Source organism: Acetatifactor aquisgranensis, assembly GCF_943193215.1.
In the GTDB taxonomy this organism is placed as follows: domain Bacteria; phylum Bacillota; class Clostridia; order Lachnospirales; family Lachnospiraceae; genus Acetatifactor; species Acetatifactor aquisgranensis.
The window spans coordinates 95,756-116,049 of the sequence record NZ_CALPDH010000017.1; the positions used below are offsets into that span (position 1 = coordinate 95,756).

Sequence of the window (20,294 nt, forward strand, 5' to 3'; positions counted from 1 at the left end):
TACAACAAACACAGAGCCGACGGCAGGAAGGGAACAGGCAGTATGAAGACTATAGTACATATCATTTCCCATTCTCACTGGGACAGAGAATGGTACATGGCGTTTGAGCAGCACAGGATGAAGCTGGTGGATCTGATCGACCAGTCCATGGATTTGTTCGAGACGGACGCTTCTTTTAAAAGCTTTCATCTGGATGGTCAGACAATCGTGATGGACGACTATCTGGAGATCAAGCCCCAGAACAGGGAAAGACTGAAAAAACATGTCCGCGAGGGAAGATTTTCGGCGGGCCCCTGGTATATCCTGCAGGATGAATTCCTCACCAGCGGGGAGGCGAATGTGCGCAATCTCCTGGTGGGCAGAAAAGAAGCGCTGGAATACGGGGGCTACTGTCCGGTGGGCTATTTCCCGGATGCTTTTGGCAATGCGGGACAGATGCCCCAGCTGCTGAAGCAGGCGGGGATGAAAGCAATCGTGTTCGGACGCGGTGTGAAGCCGGTGGGCTTCAACAACGAGGTCCAGGGCGGCGAATATGAATCCATGTATTCGGAAATGATGTGGGAGTCTCCCGACGGCAGCGCCCTCCCCGGCATCCTCTTCGCCAACTGGTACAGCAACGGGATGGAAATCCCGGTGGAAGAGGAGGCGGCAAAGGCGTTCTGGGAGTCCAGGCTTGCCGGCGCCAGACAGTATGCGGGGACCCGCCATCTGCTGCTCATGAACGGCTGCGACCATCAGCCGGTACAGAAAGACCTAAAAGCGGCGCTGGAGACGGCGAGAAAGCTCTACCCGGAGATAGAGTTCATCCACTCTGATTTCAACACTTATGTGGACGCGGTGGCCGCGGAAATGAAAAATGTCTCCACGGTGCGGGGCGAACTGATCAGCCAGGAGACTGACGGCCGCTTTACTTTGGTCAATACCACATCATCCCACATTCCGCTGAAACAGATGAACCGGGTCTGTGAGACGGCGCTGGAGAAAGAGGCGGAGCCCGTGTCGGCTCTGGCCTATCTGTGCGGAAAGGAGTATCCGGAGGAATTTCTGTGCTACAGCTGGAAGACGCTGATGCAGAACCATCCCCACGACAGCATCTGCGGCTGCAGCGTGGATGCCGTGAATGCGGAAATCAAGACCCGCTTTGACAAGAGCCGCCAGGTGGCAAAAGAATTGTTTGCTGACGGCATGTCATGGATGGCGGACCGGATTGACACCAAGGGGATGGCATATCCTTTCGTGGTATTCAATATGACCGGATGGAACAGGGACGGCATCGTCAGCACGGTGATAGATTTCGCAAGAAGCTATGCGGGAGGCTGTGCGGAAGAATATAAGGAAATGGAGCAGCTGGAACTCCCTGAACTGGTGCTGAAAGACGCGGACGGAAATGTAGTCGATGCGAAAATCCAGGATGCGGGCGTGCGGTTCGGCTATGAGCTCCCGGAGGACAGGTTCCGCCAGCCCTATATGGCGAGACAACTGAAGGTGACCTTTGAGGCGAAAGATGTCCCGTCATTTGGGTATTGCGTCTATTCCCTGGAGAAAGCGGAAGCCGCCGGGAAAGCAGCCCGCGAGGCAGGAACATCCATGGAAAAAGCCCGGTCCCTGACCCCGGCCGAGAGGGTGATGGAAAACGATGCCCTCCGGGTGGAAATCCATGAGGACGGCAGCTATTCCTTGACGGAAAAGGAGAGCGGGAAATGCTATCCCCATATCGGATATTACCAGGAGTGCGGAGATATCGGAAATGAATATATTTTCATACAGGATTCCGACAAAAAGGAAATCACCACCCAGGGGATGGCGGCCCTGATTGAACTGGCAGAGGATGAGGCCTGCCGCTGTACCTATCGGATTACCCATAAGCTCATGGTGCCCGCAGGCGCGGATGAACTGCTGGAGAAAGAGCAGCGCCGGTGCGTAGGGCTTTACCAGAGGAAAGCGGGGAGGAGCAAAGAGCTGACGGAGCTCACCATCACCACGCTTTTAAAGCTGGAGCGCAGCGCAAAGGGACTGAAAGTGGAGACCACCATGGACAACACGGCGAAGGACCACAGAATCAGAGTGATGGTGCCCACCGGCCTGGAGACGGAGACTCATTTGGCGGATTCCGCCTTTGAGGTGGTGGAACGCCCGAACCGCCACGGCAGGGCCTGGGAGAATCCCAGCGGCTGTGAGCACCAGCAGAATTTCGTCGCCATGCATGATGAAAAAGACGGCATCCTGGTGGCCAACTTCGGCCTGTACGAATACGAAGTGCTGCCGGACAGGGACAATACCATAGCCGTGACGCTGCTGCGCTGCACCGGTGAGATGGGTGACTGGGGCGACTTCCCCACCCCTGGGGCACAGCTTCCCGGGACACATACGGTCGCATACGAGGTCCTTCCATATAGAAAAGAGGAGACAGCGGCAGCGTTTACGGAGGGGCATCTGTTCCAGACAGAACTTGCTGTGAGCAGTCTGGCGTCGAAGCGCGGTTATCTGAAGAAAACCGCAGAATCCGCGGAGGAGAAGCTGCTGCCGCCGAAAGCGGGCTTCTTTGCCTGGAGAGGCAGAGGGCTGAACCTGACAGGATTCAAGAAAAAGGACGGGGACAGCGATATCATCGTCCGTTTTGTGAATGAAACGAAAGAAGCAGTGGAACTGACGATAGAGCGCCAGAAATGGTTCGGAAAAGTATACAGAAGCAATGTCATTGAGGAAAATCTCGGAGAGCTTGCCGGAGGAGAGGACTCCTGTTATCGCATGACCGTGAAGCCTTTTGAAATAGTTACAGTCGGTATTACTCATTAAGGAAGCGCCGCTTTGGTGGGGAAATGGCAGAACAGGAAAAGATGAAAAGAAGAGTACTGTTTTAAGGACCGGCGGTTCGACGAGCGGCCGGAGTGAAATTTCATATGGCCAAAAAAGAGCAGCGGGACGCTCTGAAAGAGAAATGAGGGTTGGGAAATGTACAGAAAGTGCCTGTGGACGAACTATGTGACAGACCGGAATCAGAGTTTCTACATGGCGGATTTCTTCCTGAATCCGGGCCAGGAGGCCTCGGCGCACAACCATGACTATTATGAGTTTTTCATTGTCCTCCAGGGGGAGTTCACGGAAGATTTCGGAAAGGGCAGGACAAAGGTGACGCGCCGCCAGGGCCATATACTGCGCCCGGAGGATGTGCACTGTCTGAAAAACGACTCGGACAGGCCGGCGCTGCTGCGCAATATTGCCGTCCGCAGGGATACCTTTGAGGCTATCCTTGCGGAAACAGGTTTCTTTTCAGGAGACGACATGCCTGTCTCGGATCCCTGCGGGTATTTCTCTCTGGACGAGAGCGCTTTCCATGTCTACTGTTCCCGGACGGCCATGGTGGACCGTTTCCTGCCGCATCCCCGGACTTACGGATTCCTGATGAGGAGCATCTGCGGCGATGCCCTCATTTCGGCGGGCATGCCGGAACGCTCGGATTTTGTGCCCGGATGGCTTTCGCGCCTGTATTCGCAGATGCGGCAGCCGGAAAATTTCACGCTGGGAATCTTGCGGATGCGGGAGCTTTCCGGCCGCAGTCAGGCGTACATCAATCGTATGTTCCGGAAATATTATGGGCAGACACCCACAGATTACATCAATGACCTGCGCCTTTCCCATGCGGCTTCCCTGCTCCAGACCACAGGTCTGACGGTGCTGGAGATTGCCGGGATCTGCGGATTTGAAAATCTTTCCTGGTTCAACCGTCTTTTCAAGCAGCGCTATCAGCTGACGCCCAGCGAATACCGCAGTCGGAAAAATTTCTTTTTTTAGGTCAAAATAGTATCAGGTTGTGCCTTTTTGTGGGAGCGGGATTTCCTGCGGTATGCTATACTGCGTACATAAACATAGTCAGGGCGCTGAAAAAAGTGCCGATAACACATCGGGGGAAAAAACAGGAGGTATGTTTATGTATCAGTCAGGCAGATTGTTGGAGAGGGAACTTGCTTTTACGGAGTGCTACCGGAAAAACGCTATGGAGGATAAGGCCGTCAGGGAAAGCCGCTGCATGGAGGTGCAGATTTCCACCTATTTTGTCTCTCCCGAAGAAGGAGATTTGATTGCCGGAAGAATCAGCCGACCTTATGTGGTCTTTGCGCCCTGTCTGGAGGGAGACGGCATCGACAAGGTGGGGTATTGCATCAACGAGACAGCCTGCAGGCAGCTGGCGGAGCGGATAAAGGAGGATGCCTCCTACGACGAGGGATACCGTCTCCGCGTGCAGAACATGATCGATTTCTGGAGGACGGAGAATACCAATACCAAAATCCGCCGCCGCTTTCCGGCCTGGTGGGAGGGCTCCATGGGCGGAGATGCCTACAATACCGACAACGCCGCCATCCATCCCCTGTACCGCCTGGCAGGGGTCAATCTGGATTTCAGGAAACTGTTTTCTTTAGGGATATGCGGCCTGCGGGACGAGGCATTGCGCTACGCTGCCGGCAGAATGGAGCAGGCTTCGTTTTATGAGGGGATAGCAGCTGTGATGGAGGCAGTGCGGGGCGTGATTCTGGACTATCGGAAAGAGGCGCTGGCACTGGCTGCGCAGGCGAATGAGGAGCGCAGGGTGCAGTTGATGCAGATGGCAGAGGTGTTGGAGAATGTTGCCGATAAACCGCCTGTTACCATGCGGGAGGCCGTACAGCTCCAGTGTATCTATATGCTGGCCTGCCGCTGCGTGGAGATTGGCAGGATCGACGATTATATGGGAGATTTCTATGTGCGTGACCTGAAAGCGGGGCGCATCACGAAAGATGAGGCTGTTGCCCTCCTGAACAATTTCTTCTCCATCATCGAGACCCAGAGCGGCAGGGATACCAGGGTGATCATCGGCGGCATGGGGCGGCGCAGTGAAAAGGCGGCGGACAGTTTCGCCATGCTGGTCATGGATGTGCTGGAGGTGCGGAAAGACCATTTCTATCCCCAGATCAGCCTGCGGTTCTGCAAAGATATGAATCAGGCCGTGTATGACCGCGCGCTGGAGATTATCGCAGGCGGCTGTACTTTCCCCATGCTCTACAATGACGATGTGAATGTGCCCTCCGTCATGCGGGCCATGGATGTGCCGCGTAAGGTTGCCTGGCAGTACTCTTTCTTTGGATGCGGGGAATATATGCTGGCCCGGAAGAGCATCGGCACCCCGAATACGGCGCTGAACGTGGCGAAGATACTGGAACTGGTGCTGCACGACGGAATCAATCCCGCCACAGGCAGGCTCTGCGGCCCGGCGGCTGCAGGGAGGCCTGTCAGGAGGCTGGCGGACATACGGGATTTCCGGGAACTGATGGAGCTTGTGGAGGAATATCTGTCCTTCTTCATCGATATCTCCGGCGGCTTTGAGGAACTGCTCTACGACGTGTGCGGCGAGGAGGCCTGTTTTCTCCAGTACAGCGCGCTGCTGGACGACTGTATGGCAAAGGGAAAGCCCATGCTGGGAGGCGGCCTGGCCCATTTGGGCGGCACGGTGGAGACCTATGGGAATATCACCCTGGCTGACAGCATGACGGCGATTGCGCACACGGTGTATCAAAACCATACCATTGGGATGGAGCGTCTCGTGGAGGCCCTGGACCGCAATTTCGACGGCTATGAGGAGGAGCGCAGGCTGCTGCTGGCCGCGCCGAAATTCGGCAATGACCACGAGGAGGCGGACGCCATCGCCGTCAGGCTCCATGAGTTCATCTGCGGGACCATCCGGAACCAGCGGACGAAGACCCGCATGGATTCTTTCCTGGCCGTTATCATCAACAACAACATGAACAGCACCCTGGGGCGCTTTGTGGGCGCTACGCCGGACGGCCGGCTGGCGGGAACTTTCCTCTCCAACGGTGTGAGCCCCTATAACGGCCAGGACAGGGAGGGAGTGACGGCCCTGATCCGCTCCCTGACCAAGATGGACACCTCCATCCATGCGGGGGGCAACCAGAACATGAAATTCTCCCCCAGGATGTTCCGGGGAGAGAATCCCCCGGCCCGGGCTTTCCTCTCCGCTTTTTTCGCCGGAGGCGGCCAGCAGGTGAACCTGAGCGTAGTGGACCAGGAGGACATGGAGGACGCGCTGATTCATCCGGAATGCCATGAAAACCTCACGGTCCGGGTGGGAGGGTTCACGGCGCGGTTCATCGATCTGGACGAGAGGACCCAGAAAGATGTGCTGTCCAGGACGGCTTATTAGGTTCCGGACAGGTCAGGATATCGTTCGCGGGTCGGAGGCTGCCTTTCTGCTGTCAGAAACGGAGAGGCGCCTCAGGAAAGGAATGAAAATGGAAGCATTGCTGATAGATATCCAGCGGGGCAGCCTGAACGACGGCCCGGGCATCCGTACTACGTTTTTCCTGAAAGGATGTCCGCTGCGCTGCAGCTGGTGCCACAATCCGGAATCCCAGAAAGCCGCGCCCCAGCTGTCTTTCCATCGGGAGCGCTGTACCCTTTGCGGGCGCTGCCGGGAAATCTGTCCCGCCCGTGTCCACAGGATGGAGCCTGACAGGGCTTCCCATCAGGTGGACTTTGAGGACTGCCTGAAATGCGGGGCGTGCGCGGCTGTCTGCCCGGCTAACGCGATGAAAGTAATCGGCAGGGCCTGTACGCCGGAAGAAGCTGTCGAAATAGCGGTAAAAGACAGAGAATTTTACGAACAGTCCGGAGGAGGGGTCACTCTGTCCGGCGGGGAACCGTTGACGCAGCCGGATTTTTCCGCGGCATTTCTCTCGCTCTGCCAGGACGAGATGATGCACACCTGCATGGAGACCAGCGGGTACGCGGGCAAGGCTGCCGTGGAAAAAGTCCTGCCCTACGTAGATCTGTTCTATTTTGACTGGAAAGTGTCCACGGAAGAACTGGCCGGGGAGTATCTCGGGGTGCCGCTTGCGCCGATTCTGGAAAATCTGAAGCTGCTCTGCCGGGCGGGAAAGGAAGTAGTCCTGCGCTGCCCGATCATTCCCGGCGTCAATGACCGGGAAGCGCATTTCAGAAAGATACTGAGCCTGCTGGAGGAGTTTCCGGGCATTCAGGAAGCGCAGCTTCTGCCCTACCATGATTTCGGGACGGGCAAGAGCCGCAATATCGGCCGGCAGCCTTCCGTATTTCCGGTGCCTTCCCGGGAGGAAAAAGAGGAATGGGAAGCATGGTTTTCCCAAAGCGGCGCTGCGGGGGCGAAGCGAGTAAGGCTTGCAGGTTGAAAAACTGCGGGCTCTGCCTGAGGCAGCAGCAACAGCAACAGCGCCATTGAGCTGTCCTGCGAAGAACCGGAGAAGTATTCCGGCTATACAGCGTGGGCCGATGTCTGCGAAAGCTGAAAAAATGACGTCTGCCGTGTCGCCGGCGCCGGGTTTTCCGCTTGTTTCCCGAAAGGATTTGTGATAATATAGCTTATAAGAACTTATAGATTTTCTGCATGTCTGATTACAGGGTTCGCGAAGCGGTTCCTGTAATATAAGGCTAAGGACTTATATGGCGTATGTCACGAAAAACGTTGGAGGCAAATGGGAACAGCGATGAAAGGGAAACAGAGCACAAGAAAGACGGATAAAGGGATTTCTCTGCTGCTTTCTATTATTTTGGTATTTTGTGTTCTGGGGGCAGTGGTATTTTCCGTATCGAGGAAAATTTCAGTGGAGATGTCCGATGCGGCCATTCAGAATCTCACTGAGAGCCTGAATCTGATCAAGAGCACCATCGAAGCAATCCTGAATAAGGATGCGGAATTCCAAAAGCTGATGGCGCAGGAAATCGCCGCTTCGGATGACCCGGAAGAGCTCCTGCGCGCCTACAGCGGCAGCCAGACCATGGTCAAGATTTCCATGATATGGGCGGGAGAGACAGAAGGGATTTCCGACAAGGGCGAAGTGTTTACGGAGGAGGGACTGGACTTCTCCGCGGGCGGATCGGTGGACGGCGTGGCGGTCTCCCAGTCCTACCTGAACTACATGGGCACATGGGCCTATACCATGAAATGCCCTGTGGTAAAGGACGGGGAGGAAGAAGCGTATCTCTACGTGGAATATATCTACGATTCCCTGGACAAATCCCTTCCGGCCGGATTCTACAACAAAAAGGCCATGCTGTATATCATGGACGCGGAGACAGAGCGACTCGTCCTAAAGCCCAAGGGAATGGGCCAGCGGGACGCGGGCCATCTGAACCTGAACGATTTCTACCGGGCCAACGAGATCCGGGAGGAGGGGCTGCTGGAGGAAGTGGACCAATGTCTGAGTGAGGGCATGAATATCATGTTCCACCATGATATCCGGGGCCAAAAGGCATTGAACTATATGTGGTCCGTGAACGGAGGGACCATTTATCTGATTGGCTATGTGCCGATTGAGGCGATTCAGCAGGAAGGATCTACTGTTAACCAGAACATTTTTATCGTGGTGGCGGTGATGCTGATTGCCTTTTTGTTGTGCTGTATTTTATTTTATTTCAATCAGAGGCAGCAGATCAAGATCCGAAAGGAACGGGACGAAGAGAGGGAGATTCACAACAGGCAGCTGGCGGAAGCGCTGCAGGCGGCCCAGGCGGCCAGCAATTCCAAGACCACGTTCCTGTCGAACATGTCCCACGACATTCGGACGCCGATGAACGCGGTGCTGGGCTTTGCGTTGCTGCTGGACAGGGACGCGGAGGATTCCGACAAGGTGAGGGAGTACACGAAGAAGATCATGGCGTCCGGACAGCATCTGCTGAGTCTGATCAACGATGTCCTGGATGTCTCCAAAATCGAGAGCGGCAAGGTGGTGCTCTCGGTGGAGGAGTTTACTTTAAGCGATCTGATGGCGTCCGTGGACGCAATCATCCGCCCCATGGCAAAGGCCAAAGAGCAGAAATTCTTTGTGACAGTGACCGGCGTGAAGCACGAGTATCTTCTGGGGGATGAGACCCGGATCAATCAGATCCTCATCAATCTGCTTTCCAATGCGGTGAAGTATACGCAGGAAGGCGGGAACATCTGGTTCAGAATCGCGGGGCTGAAGCAGCGGTCCAGCCAGTTCGAGCATATCAGGATTGAAGTGGAAGACGACGGGTACGGCATGACGCCGGAATATCTGGAGAAGATTTTTGACGCCTTTACCAGAGCGGAGAACAGCACCACGAACAAAGTCCAGGGAACCGGCTTAGGGATGGCAATCACGAAGAACATCGTGGAACTGATGGGCGGCACGATAGATGTCTCCAGCGAAGTAGGCAAGGGAAGCATATTCCGGGTAGAGCTGGAATTCCGCATACCGGAGAGACAGGCCGACAGGCAGTTCTGGAAGGAAAGCGGGATCTCCGGGATACTGGCGGTGGACAGCGACGTGCAGTGCTGTGAGAACATACAGGCCCTCATGCAGGACATGGACGTGGCGGCGGACACGGCGCAGAGCATGGAGGAAGCCATGGAGCTGCTGCGCTCTTCCGGCGCGGGTGAACGGAAATACCAGCTCGTTCTGCTGAACCAGGATATACCGGACCTGGACGCGGCGAAGGCAGTGGAGAGCGTCAGGAATGTTTTACCGGGAGTGCCGGTTCTGTTCCTGACGGAATATGAGGAAGAGGGAGAGAGCCATGTCCCTCAGATAGAGAAGACAGGAATTCTGACAAAGCCTTTCTTCGTGTCAGCATTGAAAGAAAAAGTGATGAAGATGCGAGACGGCGGAAAGGCGGATTCAGACGACGGGAAAGGGGAAGAGGTCAGCCTGGAAGGGATGCGCTTCCTGGCCGCGGAAGACAATGAAATCAATGCGGAGATTCTGCATGAGATTCTGTCCATGGAAAAAGCCGAATGCGAGATTGTGGAAAACGGACAGCTGGCAGTGGAGCGTTTTGCGGCTTCCGCCGCGGGCGAGTTCGACGCGATTCTGATGGATGTGCAGATGCCTGTGATGAACGGCTACGATGCCACAAGGGCAATCCGCGCTCTGGACCGCGGGGACGCGGGCGAGATACTGATTATTGCCATGACAGCCAACGCCTTTGCTGAGGATGAGAGGGAAGCGCTGAAGGCCGGCATGAACATCCATCTGGCGAAGCCGATTAATGTGGAGCTGTTAAAGCAGATTATACTGCAATATGTGACAAAAAAGTAACAGGAACAGCGCCGGCTCTGCCTGTGCCAGGCACCGGCGGGGCGGATGCCGGATTTTATAGGAGGACACGAAATGGACAGGAACGGGGAAAGACGCTTTGTAAAAGCTGTGGGCGCCTGCCTGGTGTGTGCTGCGGTGCTTGCCATAACAGCCTGCGGGAAAAAGGGGAACAACAATATTCTGCATGTCGAGGATGCGGAGGCAGAGAGAGCCGTGAACATGTTCAGCCCTATGGAGAAGACCGAAGCGGATACTGTCAACACCGCAAGGAGCGCCGTGGACAAGACGGTCATCATGGCGGAGGAGAAGCTGGGCATCAAGGTGAGCTATGTGACTTATACGGCTGAGGATTATCAGGATAAGACTTATGACGAAGTGGCCCTGGACAGGGCGCGCAACAATATGGACGACTTATATCTGCTCAATCCGGACACCATCCGGATTCTGGGGGAGGAAGGGAAGCTGGCGGATCTGTCGGAACTTGCCAGTGTGGAGAACCTGCGGGACATGGTGAAAGCGGCGAATGTGGTGGATGGAAAGCTGGTGGCGATTCCCCAGGAGGTGGTGGTATACGGCCTGTTCATCAATAAGGACATGTTCGATCGGTATGAGCTGGAACTGCCGAATACCCCGGAGGAGTTCCTGGAATGCTGCCGGGTGCTGAAAGAGAATGGAGTCGAGACGCCGGTGGGGGCTAACAGGTGGTGGCTGGAGACATTCGTCCTGGCCCAGGCTTACGCGGATCTGTACAACGGCGGAAATACGGGTGCGGAGATTGAGGCGCTGAACAGCGGGGAGAGCAAGTACAGTGATTACATGCGCCCGGGCTTCGAGTTCCTGCAGGAGATGATTGACAAGGGATATATCGATGCCGGGAAAGCGTATGTCAGCGAGGCCATCGAGGGGGAAGGTGCGGATTTCCTGGCGCAGAAGACTCCCATCGTGATGGCGTACTGGGGGGCGGCGAATACGGATACCGCCTACGGCAATCCGGATTTCAAGATGGTAGTCATAGGATTCCCCACAGACAGGGGGCAGATGCCGGTGATGCCCATGACAGGGCTCGGCGTGGGCACGGATGCGGAGCATAAGGAGGACGCCCTGCAGGCGCTGGAAGCGATGACCTCCGACGAAGCGCTGAAAGTGTACGCGGAGACCAATAAGGTGATTTCGCCGTCGAAGAACGTGGAAGTGGAATGTATTCCGGCGCTGAAGCCGTTGAATGACAGGATTCAGGAGAATGTCTATGTCCTGGGGGCCAATGCCAGCATGAATATGGAGCAGTGGGGCAATACCTGCCAGGTGGTGCGCATGCTCCTGAACGGCGCCACAGTGGACGAGTGCATGGCGGAATTTGACAGGCTGCAGGAGGAAAGCAACCGTTCGGTAAAGTAGCCCTGCGGGAGGCGCAGAAACGACGCGGATAAGCGGCAGATGCGGAGAGGAAGGAAATATGATGCAGTTTACCGGAAAATCCGTATATAAAGGGATTGCATCGGGGCCGATTGCTGTATTGAGAAATCAGGACGGGCAGATAAAGCAGAGGGTGATAAAAGATGCGGAAGCTGAGATAGAGCGGGTGAAAGCAGCCGGAATCCAGGCCGGGGAACAGCTGCGGAAACTATACGATAAGGCGCTGGAAGAAGCCGGTGAATGCGCCGCCGCTGTTTTTGAAGCGCATCAGATGCTGCTGGAAGATGAGGGATATCTGGAATCCATCTATGACACAATTCGGACAAAGCGGGTGAATGCCGCCTGCGCGGTTCAGGCGACAGGGGATGGCTTTGCGGAAAAGTTTGACGCCATGGATGATGATTATATGAGGGCAAGGGCCGCAGATGTGAGGGATATTTCCAATCGGCTGGCGGGAATCCTGGAGGGGCATGGGGAAAAAGAACCGGTGGTCGCGGAGCCGTCCATTATCGTGGCGGATGACCTAAGCCCCGGCGAAACCATGCAGATAGGCCGGGAAAAGATTCTGGGCTTTGTGACGGTGCATGGATCGGAGAACTCCCACACTGCCATCCTGGCCCGCACCATGGGCATTCCGGCTTTGGTCGGCGTGCCGCTGGATCTGGAAGAACTCCATACGGGAATGTCCGCTGTGGTGGACGGACTGGAGGGAAAAGTGTCATTCGAGCCGGATGAAGAGCTCCGGGCACGGACAGAGGAAAGGATGGAGGAAGAGCGGGAAGGGCGCCGCCTCCTGGAAGCCATGAAAGGGCGGGAGAGCGTGACCAAGGACGGAAGGCGCGTCTGCCTGTACGCCAATATCGGAAGCGCGGACGATGTGGCATATGCGCTGGAGAACGACGCGGAGGGCATCGGGCTGTTCCGCAGTGAATTCCTGTATCTGGGCAGGGACAGCTTCCCCACGGAGGAAGAGCAGTTCCGGGCATACAGACAAGCGGCGCAGGAGATGGCCGGAAAAAAGGTGATTATCCGCACCCTGGACATCGGGGCGGATAAGCGGGCGGATTATTTCGGCCTGGAAAAAGAAGAGAACCCGGCTCTTGGCTACCGCGCCGTCCGCATCTGCCTGAAACAGCCGGACATTTTCAAAACCCAGCTGCGCGCGCTGCTGCGGGCCGCTGTGTTCGGAAATGTCTCCGTCATGTATCCTATGATCACGTCGGTGGAGGAAGTGCGGCAGATTTTCGGAATCGTCAAAGAAGCGCAGGCCGAACTGGAGGACAGAGGGGTTCCATACAGGCTTCCCGAGCAGGGAATCATGATCGAGACCCCTGCGGCGGCGATGATAAGCGATGAACTGGCGGAGCTGGTGGACTTTTTCAGTATCGGGACCAACGATCTCACCCAGTATACTCTCGCCATGGACAGACAGAATGGAAAACTGGACGATTTTTACAATCCCCATCATAAGGCTGTCCTGAAGATGATCCGGATGGCGGTGGACAGCGCCCACGGCCATGGGAAACGAGTGGGCATCTGCGGGGAGCTGGGAGCTGACCCGGAGCTCACGGAGACATTCATACGAATGGGGGTTGACGAAATATCGGTTGCCCCGCCTATGGTATTGAGACTCAGGAAAGCAGTCAGGGAGCTGGATGGGGTGCGGTAGAGCGTTCTGTATGTTCAGAGCGGTTTGCGCATCCAGATATGGGGGCATCCCTGCTCGTCTTCGATATCGCCGTATTCCGTGAATCCAGATTTTCGGTAAAAGTCCGCGGCCTGGCACTGGGAGTGCAGGACCAGGGATTGTCCGCCTGCAGATCGCACATACGCTTCGGCTTCCCTGATAAGAAGCGAGCCGATATTTTTGTGTCTGTATTCTTTCAGGACAGCGAGCCTGCCGAGGACGTAGGAAGCTTTTCCGGCATCCCGGAACACCCTGCAGGTGGCGACGGGCATTTCGTTTTCGTCAAAGAGCACGAAATGCACAGCCGTGTTGTCCGTGTCGTCATATTCGTTCTGAAACCCCTGTTCTTCTATAAAGACCTTTTTCCGGATTTTCTTTGCGCAGTCCGGGAAATTTTCGTATTTGACTGTTTTCATGACAGAATTCACCCTCCCGATTCCAATCTGTTGTTCCCTGCTTTTTTAGCAAATATGATACAATGATTTTAGCATATGCGGCATCGGGTTACAAGGGTGCTGATGCGGAAAAAAGGCGGCCGGGCGTATGCTAGTCTGCCGGCTGATCCGGGGCCGGGGCTTCATCATGCAGATGCTTCATAAATTTCACGAAGTCGACAACGGAGGTCTGCCGTTCCTGATTCAGAGTCAGGACTGTGTCAACGATATTATAAAGGGTATAATCCGAAGTGATATGCTTTTTAAGGGCTTCGGGAGGACAGCGGTATTCCGTGCGCCCCAACAGGTAATCCGTGGTGACGCCGAAGAACTCCGCCAGTCTGCACAGCATGACCGGGTCAGGGGCATGCACATCATTTTCATAGCTGGAGATGGCGCTTATGGACAGATTCAGGCAGGCGGCCATCTCTTTTTGGGCCAGCCCTTTTTCGCTGCGGAGCTGTGACAGAGTCGTTCCCAGTTTCTTCATGAAATGCCGCCGCCTTTCTTTTTTCGTCTGATATCAACAGATAGTTAGCTGAAATTTACGTACCGTGAATATTATATTAATACATTTTAGGAAATATAAAATAGCATTTTACGAATAGTGTAAAAAAACAGAAAAATTTCACGATTCGTATAAAGCATCTCTATTTTCAGCTCTGCCAAAAATATGTTGTTTCGTCATGGAAAATTCTGTATAATGAAAAGAAAGGGCCGTGCGCGTCTGGCGCCCGGGAACAGGGATAAGGAGGGAATACGGTATGGGTTTGGAGATGATAGAGGCAGGGTGGCTGTCCATTTTGCCGCCGCTGATTGCGATTACGCTGGCTTTAATCAGCAAGGAGGTGTATTCCTCCCTGTTCCTGGGAATTTTCTCGGGGATGTGCGTATACTGCTTCTGCAGCGGCGGGAATATCCTGCAGGCGGTTACATATGTGTTCGATATGATGGCGGCTAAGATTGGGGAAAATGGTTACATGATTATTTTCCTGGTGCTGCTTGGTTCCCTGGTGGTCATCGTGACCAGGTCCGGCGGGTCTGACGCTTACGGGCAGTGGGCGGGACGGCGGATTAAGAACAAAGCCAGCGCCAAGCTGGCTACCGCGGTGCTGGGGCTTATGATTTTCGTGGATGACGGATTCAACTGCCTGACCGTGGGAACTGTTATGCGGCCTATTACGGACAAGTGCAGGATTTCCAGAGAGAAGCTGGCATACCTGCTGGACGCCACGGCTGCGCCGGTATGCATCATCGCGCCGATTTCCAGCTGGGCGGTGGCAGTGGCCTCCGAGGTGGAGGAGGCGGGAGGCCTGAATGCTTTTGTACGGACGATTCCCTATAATCTGTACGCTATTTTGACAATCATTATGGTATTTTTCCTAAGCGTCACGGATTTTGATTTCGGTCCTATGGAAAAGGCGGAGGCCGGGAGGAGAGAGGTAAAGTTCGAAGAAAAGGAAGCTAACAAGAAAAAGGGTACCATACTGGATTTGGTGTTGCCGGTGGCGACGCTGATAGTGTGCGCGATTCTGGGCATGGCCTATGTGGGCGGCTTCTTTGAGGGGAAATCCTTTGCGGAGGCAATCGGGGAAAATCCCACGGCGGGCCTGACGCTTGGAACTTTTGCGGCGCTGACAGTGGCATTGATTTTGTACCTGCCCAGGAGAATCATGAGTCTGAAGGAATTCATGAATGGGGTCATCGATGGTATCAAGACGATGATTCCTGCTCTGACGATTCTGATTCTGGCATGGGCCCTTGGGGGCGTGTGCCGGGAGATGATCGGGACGGGGTTTTTTGTCAGTGACTTTGTGCGGGGCGCGCGTCTGCCCTTTGGCGTGCTGCCTGCAATCGTATTTGCCGTGGCGGCGTTTTTGTCCTTTTCCATGGGGACGGCCTGGGGGACTTTTGGAATCCTGCTTCCTATCGTGTCCATGATGTGCGTGGGAGACGAGGGCGCAGCGGTTCTGATTCCTGCGCTGGGCGCCACGCTGGCAGGGTCTGTGTATGGGGACCACTGCTCACCGATTTCCGATACCACGATTCTGGCATCCACCGGGGCGCAGTGCGAACATCTGCGCCATGTGGAGACTCAGCTTCCTTATGCCACGCTGGTGGCGGCAGTGTGCTTCTTCGGGTATCTGGTGGCCGGTTTTTCCAGAAATCCGTGGATTACGATAATATCGTCCGTCCTGCTGCTTTTTGCAGCCTTTGGCGCGATGCTTTACCGGCATAAGCGCGGGAAGATTTCAATCGGAAAAAATGAGCCTTACGCGGATTCGTTCTGTGACAGGGCTGAATGAGCGAAGAGGGCCGCGCCGAAAGCGGCCTCTTCCTCATGCTGTTCTATTTCCGGTTTCATTCCGAAGCACTCTTGCAGGATATCCTGCAGGGCGCTGTTTTTGCGGATGCCGTTGCCGGAGGCAATCAGCCGGGTTCTGGTGATGCCGGTGCCCGACTGGATGACGCGATATAAATCATGAAGTTCCCGGACCATGCCGTTCAGAACGCCGCGGATCATGGCGGCAGGATGAAAGTTGTCCAGCCGGATGCCGGTTACGGAGCCGGTGTCTTTGGGATTTTCCCGCGTGCCGGAAAAGGTAGTCCTTATCTGCCAGTCCTGTGCGCTGCCGCGGGGGGCTGTCAGGAAAGACTGCATGATGCCGTACTGCGGCTGGTCTTTTCCTCCGGCGGCCGCAGCGTATTCCCGGAAGAAATGCTCCAGCGCGGCATAGGCGGCGCCGCCGCAGAGGGCGGCTCCTACCAGCAGATAGGAATCCGCCGTAAGGGGCCGGGCCTCGATGCCGGGGCCTTCAAACCAGGAATCGGACAGCACGGAAATCTGCGAACCGGTGCCGATGTTCACCAGCACGGAATCCCAATGGAATGCGCCTCTTCATAGTCAGGCAGATTCCCGCGTCCGTCCTGCCAGGTATAGAGCGGGCTGACCGGATTGCCGTCTTTGTCCAGATAGACGATGCCATGCATCTGCCCGGTGAGTCCGATGGCGGTGATATCGCTGTATGCCGTGGTCAGCTCCTTCAAGGCAGCCAGCACCTTTGCCCGGATGGAAGAAACGTCCTGAAGCCGCTCCCAGGGATGGGACGCAGCGAGGAAGCTGTCATTGGGCAGAGCGGCTGTGCGGAATATGGTAAAACTTTTTGGCAAAAATATTTGTAAGAAAATCTTTGCAGACAGGCCTGAAAGGAGTAAAATAGAAGAAGTTCATGCCTGCGGGCAAATAATAGAAAGGAATGGATATTCATATGGGAGTGTTATCGAATCTGGAACCACGGAAGGTGTTCTGTTTCTTTGAGGAAATCACCCAAATCCCCCACGGCTCCGGCAATGTGGGGCAGATCAGCGACTATCTGGCGGAGTTTGCCGCAAAGCGGGGGCTGTACTGCGTCCAGGACGAGCTGAAGAACATCATCATTGTCAAGGAGGCCGTGCCGGGATATGAAGACGAACCCGTAGTGATACTGCAGGGCCACATGGACATGGTGGCGGTGAAAAAGCCGGACTGCGATATCGACATGCGGAAAGAAGGCCTGCGGATAGCCGTCAAAGGCGACGAAATCTACGCGGAGGGCACCAGCCTCGGCGGCGACGACGGCATCGCGGTGGCTTACGCGTTGGCGCTCCTGGATTCCGATGCCATAAAGCACCCCCGCCTGGAGGTGATCGTCACCGTGGACGAGGAGGTGGGAATGGACGGCGCCAGGGGCATAGATTTATCTGTGCTTACCGGGAACCGCATGGTGAACCTGGACTCAGAAGAAGAGGGCATCTTCCTGACCAGCTGCGCGGGAGGAGCCAGGGTCAAGTGCAGGCTGCCCGTGGCTGCGGCGGAACAGGACGGTGAGGCCATGGAGGTAGTGATAGGAGGGCTCCTGGGAGGCCACTCCGGCGGAGAGATACACAAGGAGAGGGGCAATTCCAACTGCCTGTTCGGCAGACTTCTGAACCGCCTTGCGGAAAAACTGCCTGTATGTCTTCTGGGGGCAGAGGGCGGACTGGCGGATAACGCCATCTCCCGGGAGACAAAAGCCGTGCTCGTGGTGCAGGAGCAGGACAGGGCATTGTTCCTGGATACCGTAAAAGAGGTCGAGGCGGAATTTCGTTCAGAGCTGGCCTCCAGGGATCCGGATGTCCGTATCACAGTAGGAGAGGGGAAAAGAGGAAACTATCGGTGCGCTTCGGCAGAGGATACGAAAAAAGCGGCCGCGTTCCTGATTGCCCTGCCCAACGGCGTCCAGGCCATGAGCGCGGATATGCACGGATTGGTGGAGACCTCTCTGAATCTGGGCATCCTGAAATATGAGGACGGTGTCCTGAGCGCGGACTTCTCCGTGCGCAGCAGCGTGGAGAGCGCGAAGAGGGCATTGATAGACAGGCTGTGTGCAGTGACAGGACTGGCGGGGGGCAGCTGCATGGTCAGCGGCGATTATCCGGGCTGGAAATACCGCAAGGATTCCCCGCTGCGGGACAAGATGACGGCTCTTTATGAAAAAATGTACGGAAAAGCGCCTAAGGTGGAGGCTATCCACGCGGGCCTGGAATGCGGCATCCTGGGCAGCAAGATAAAGGATTTGGACTGTGTTTCCATGGGGCCCGACATGAAGGCCATCCATACCACAGAGGAGACCCTGAGCATTTCTTCCACCGGGCGGGTCTGGGAGTTTCTGGTCAGGCTGTTGGAAGAGAAAGAGAAGTAACGAAAATAAGAATGATGAAATTTTCCCATACCTGAATGCTCCAAAATGAAAGGTGCAAAGTCTTTGATAATTCCATAGAGACTTTACACCTTTGTTTTTGGTTGCTGTTCAGTTGTGGTCAAAGTGTTATAGTTTCCGGAAAGCAGGTGATCATAGGTCTTACCTTTTTGATTATCCTTTATGCGCATGAAAAAAGAAAGTGCCAAAAGCCGGTAAAATCAAGCCTTTGACACTTCCCGCTCTATCGGAGTGGCGGGATTCGAACTCGCGACCTCCGCCTCCCTAAGACGGCGCTCTAACCAAGCTGAGCCACACCCCGTAAGACATTTAGTATTATAATGTGTACCGGGAAAAAATGCAACCTTTTTTTTGCAAATTTTGCAAATTAGTAGAAATAGATAAGTAAAATCAGAAATTCCGCATATATATTAGGCAAATCGACCAAGGTGATAAAATGCACGCTGAAGTCATAAACATTCGTAAACATTCAAAAGTCAACAGATATATTGAAAACAGTGCGGAATCTGTTATAATATGGGTGCAGAAAAGTGATTTGCAGGAGAGGGAAAAATATGCCTATGAAAGCAACACCAGGAAGAGAGAGGCCTGAAAAAGCAAAGTTCCAGGGAGGGGCCTCAAATTTAAAAAACGGAGAAAGAAGAGCGCCAAAGCAAGGGGCAGCCGGACGGGAAGCGTCAAAGCGGGAGGTAAGGCAGGTGCCGGAACGAGGAAAGCCGCAGGGGAGAGAACAGGGAACCGGAAAAGGCCCAAAACAGAAACTCTGCCCCGTATCCTCCAAATGCGGCGGTTGTCAGTGGATCGACCAAAGCTACAGCAAGCAGCTGGAGGCCAAATCCACAAAATTCCGCAAACTCATGGAACCCTATTGCAGGCCGGAGCCCATCATCGCCATGGACGAGCCTGCCCATTACCGCAACAAGGTGCACGCAGTCTTCGGAGAGGACAAGAGACACAATGCCATCTCCGGCACCTATGAGGAAAAGAGCCATCGCATCGTTCCCATAGACAGCTGCCTGATAGAGAACCGGAAAGCGGATGAGATTATCGTGTCCATCCGGGGGCTTTTGAAGTCTTTCAAGATACGCCCTTATGACGAGGATACCGGCAGGGGGCTGCTGCGCCACGTGCTGATTCGCGTAGGGCATGCCACGGGACAGATCATGGTGGTGCTGGTGCTGGGCTATCCCGTTTTGCCCTCCAAAAATAATTTCGTGAAAGCGCTGCTGAAGATTCACCCGGAAATCACCACCATGGTGATCAATGTCAACGACAGGGATACCAGTATGATTCTGGGGGAGAAAGAACAGGTGATATACGGAAAAGGATACATCGAGGATGAACTCTGCGGCATGACTTTTCGAATCTCTCCCAAATCTTTCTATCAGGTGAATCCCGTGCAGACCGAGAAACTGTACGCAAAAGCGATGGAATATGCGCGGCTGACAGGAAAAGAGACCGTGCTGGACGCCTACTGCGGCACAGGGACCATAGGCATGATTGCCAGCAGGCAGGCCGGAAATGTGCTGGGGGTGGAGCTGAACAGAGACGCGGTCCGCGATGCCGTCAGCAATGCGAAGCGAAACGGAATCACCAATGTCCGTTTTTATCAGAAAGACGCGGGAGCGTTCCTCCTGGAGATGGCGGAGGCGGGAGCGAAGCTGGACGTGCTGTTTTTGGATCCTCCCAGAACAGGCAGCAGCGAGGCGTTCTTAAACGCGGCGGCAAAGATAAAGCCTAAGCGAATCGTATATATTTCCTGTAACCCGGGTACTTTGGCGGAGGATCTGAAGACCCTGGTGAAAAAAGGATATAAAACGGAAAAATGCGTAGCGGTAGACATGTTCCCATATACGGACGCCATAGAGGCTGTGGTGGCCCTGTCCCTGTGAAATGCTTAAAGCGGTATAGTACAGAGTGGTATGGAATGGCCCCC

At 55.0% G+C, this 20,294-nt stretch carries 14 protein-coding genes and 1 tRNA gene; 10 read left to right on the forward strand and 5 right to left on the reverse strand.

Going from position 1 to position 20,294, the window contains the following annotated elements; genetic code table 11:
- Positions 1-42 precede the first annotated feature (42 nt).
- From NFS35_RS15595 to ptsP, 7 genes are all read left to right on the forward strand, one after another.
- On the forward strand, positions 43-2,796 hold the full coding sequence (locus NFS35_RS15595) for an alpha-mannosidase (protein ID WP_251208052.1): 2,754 nt from the start codon (positions 43-45) through the stop codon (positions 2,794-2,796).
- Between the two features lie 156 nt (positions 2,797-2,952).
- Positions 2,953-3,792 (forward strand): AraC family transcriptional regulator, encoded by an 840-nt coding sequence (locus NFS35_RS15600; protein WP_251208053.1) that lies wholly within the window; start codon positions 2,953-2,955, stop codon positions 3,790-3,792.
- Positions 3,793-3,928: 136 nt separating this feature from the next.
- On the forward strand, positions 3,929-6,193 hold the full coding sequence (locus tag NFS35_RS15605) for a pyruvate formate lyase family protein (RefSeq protein ID WP_251208054.1): 2,265 nt from the start codon (positions 3,929-3,931) through the stop codon (positions 6,191-6,193).
- An 88-nt stretch (positions 6,194-6,281) separates the two neighbouring features.
- Positions 6,282-7,196: a glycyl-radical enzyme activating protein gene (locus NFS35_RS15610; RefSeq protein WP_251208055.1), complete on the forward strand. Its 915-nt coding sequence runs from the start codon at positions 6,282-6,284 to the stop codon at positions 7,194-7,196.
- Positions 7,197-7,499: 303 nt separating this feature from the next.
- A complete protein-coding gene (locus NFS35_RS15615) occupies positions 7,500-10,085 on the forward strand; it encodes a hybrid sensor histidine kinase/response regulator (RefSeq protein WP_251208056.1) in 2,586 nt (861 codons plus the stop codon).
- Positions 10,086-10,157: 72 nt separating this feature from the next.
- A complete protein-coding gene (locus NFS35_RS15620) occupies positions 10,158-11,480 on the forward strand; it encodes an ABC transporter substrate-binding protein (protein ID WP_251208057.1) in 1,323 nt (440 codons plus the stop codon).
- Positions 11,481-11,538: 58 nt separating this feature from the next.
- Complete coding sequence (gene ptsP / locus NFS35_RS15625) at positions 11,539-13,167, forward strand: phosphoenolpyruvate--protein phosphotransferase (RefSeq protein WP_251208058.1); 1,629 nt, start codon at positions 11,539-11,541, stop codon at positions 13,165-13,167.
- A gap of 14 nt (positions 13,168-13,181) precedes the next feature.
- Here the strand turns inward: ptsP and NFS35_RS15630 are convergent, their stop codons facing one another.
- Complete coding sequence (locus NFS35_RS15630; RefSeq protein WP_251208059.1) at positions 13,182-13,601, reverse strand: GNAT family N-acetyltransferase; 420 nt, start codon at positions 13,599-13,601, stop codon at positions 13,182-13,184.
- Between the two features lie 130 nt (positions 13,602-13,731).
- Complete coding sequence (locus NFS35_RS15635; protein WP_251208060.1) at positions 13,732-14,109, reverse strand: helix-turn-helix domain-containing protein; 378 nt, start codon at positions 14,107-14,109, stop codon at positions 13,732-13,734.
- Positions 14,110-14,383: 274 nt separating this feature from the next.
- Between NFS35_RS15635 and NFS35_RS15640 the strand changes: the two genes are divergently transcribed.
- Complete coding sequence (locus NFS35_RS15640; RefSeq protein WP_251208061.1) at positions 14,384-15,925, forward strand: Na+/H+ antiporter NhaC family protein; 1,542 nt, start codon at positions 14,384-14,386, stop codon at positions 15,923-15,925.
- On the opposite strand, the gene NFS35_RS15645 is transcribed toward NFS35_RS15640, so the two are convergent.
- Together NFS35_RS15645 and NFS35_RS15650 are read right to left on the reverse strand one after the other, a co-directional pair.
- Positions 15,892-16,488 carry an FGGY-family carbohydrate kinase gene (locus NFS35_RS15645; RefSeq protein ID WP_251208062.1) on the reverse strand — a complete coding sequence of 199 codons (597 nt, stop codon included), beginning with the start codon at positions 16,486-16,488 and terminating at the stop codon, positions 15,892-15,894. The genes NFS35_RS15640 and NFS35_RS15645 overlap by 34 nt on opposite strands.
- Positions 16,485-16,790, reverse strand: a complete 306-nt coding sequence (locus tag NFS35_RS15650) for an FGGY family carbohydrate kinase (protein ID WP_251208063.1) — start codon at positions 16,788-16,790, stop codon at positions 16,485-16,487. The genes NFS35_RS15645 and NFS35_RS15650 overlap by 4 nt, the downstream gene beginning before the upstream one ends.
- Before the next feature lie 98 nt (positions 16,791-16,888).
- Between NFS35_RS15650 and NFS35_RS15655 the strand changes: the two genes are divergently transcribed.
- Positions 16,889-18,340 carry an aminoacyl-histidine dipeptidase gene (locus NFS35_RS15655; protein WP_251208064.1) on the forward strand — a complete coding sequence of 484 codons (1,452 nt, stop codon included), beginning with the start codon at positions 16,889-16,891 and terminating at the stop codon, positions 18,338-18,340.
- A gap of 244 nt (positions 18,341-18,584) precedes the next feature.
- Here NFS35_RS15655 and NFS35_RS15660 read toward each other — a convergent pair.
- Positions 18,585-18,659 (reverse strand) — tRNA-Pro (locus NFS35_RS15660).
- A 259-nt stretch (positions 18,660-18,918) separates the two neighbouring features.
- On the opposite strand from NFS35_RS15660, the gene rlmD reads away from it, so the two are divergent.
- The gene (rlmD, locus tag NFS35_RS15665; protein ID WP_251208065.1) at positions 18,919-20,250 is read left to right on the forward strand and encodes a 23S rRNA (uracil(1939)-C(5))-methyltransferase RlmD; all 1,332 of its coding nucleotides are present in this window, start codon (positions 18,919-18,921) and stop codon (positions 20,248-20,250) included.
- Positions 20,251-20,294: the final 44 nt, after the last annotated feature.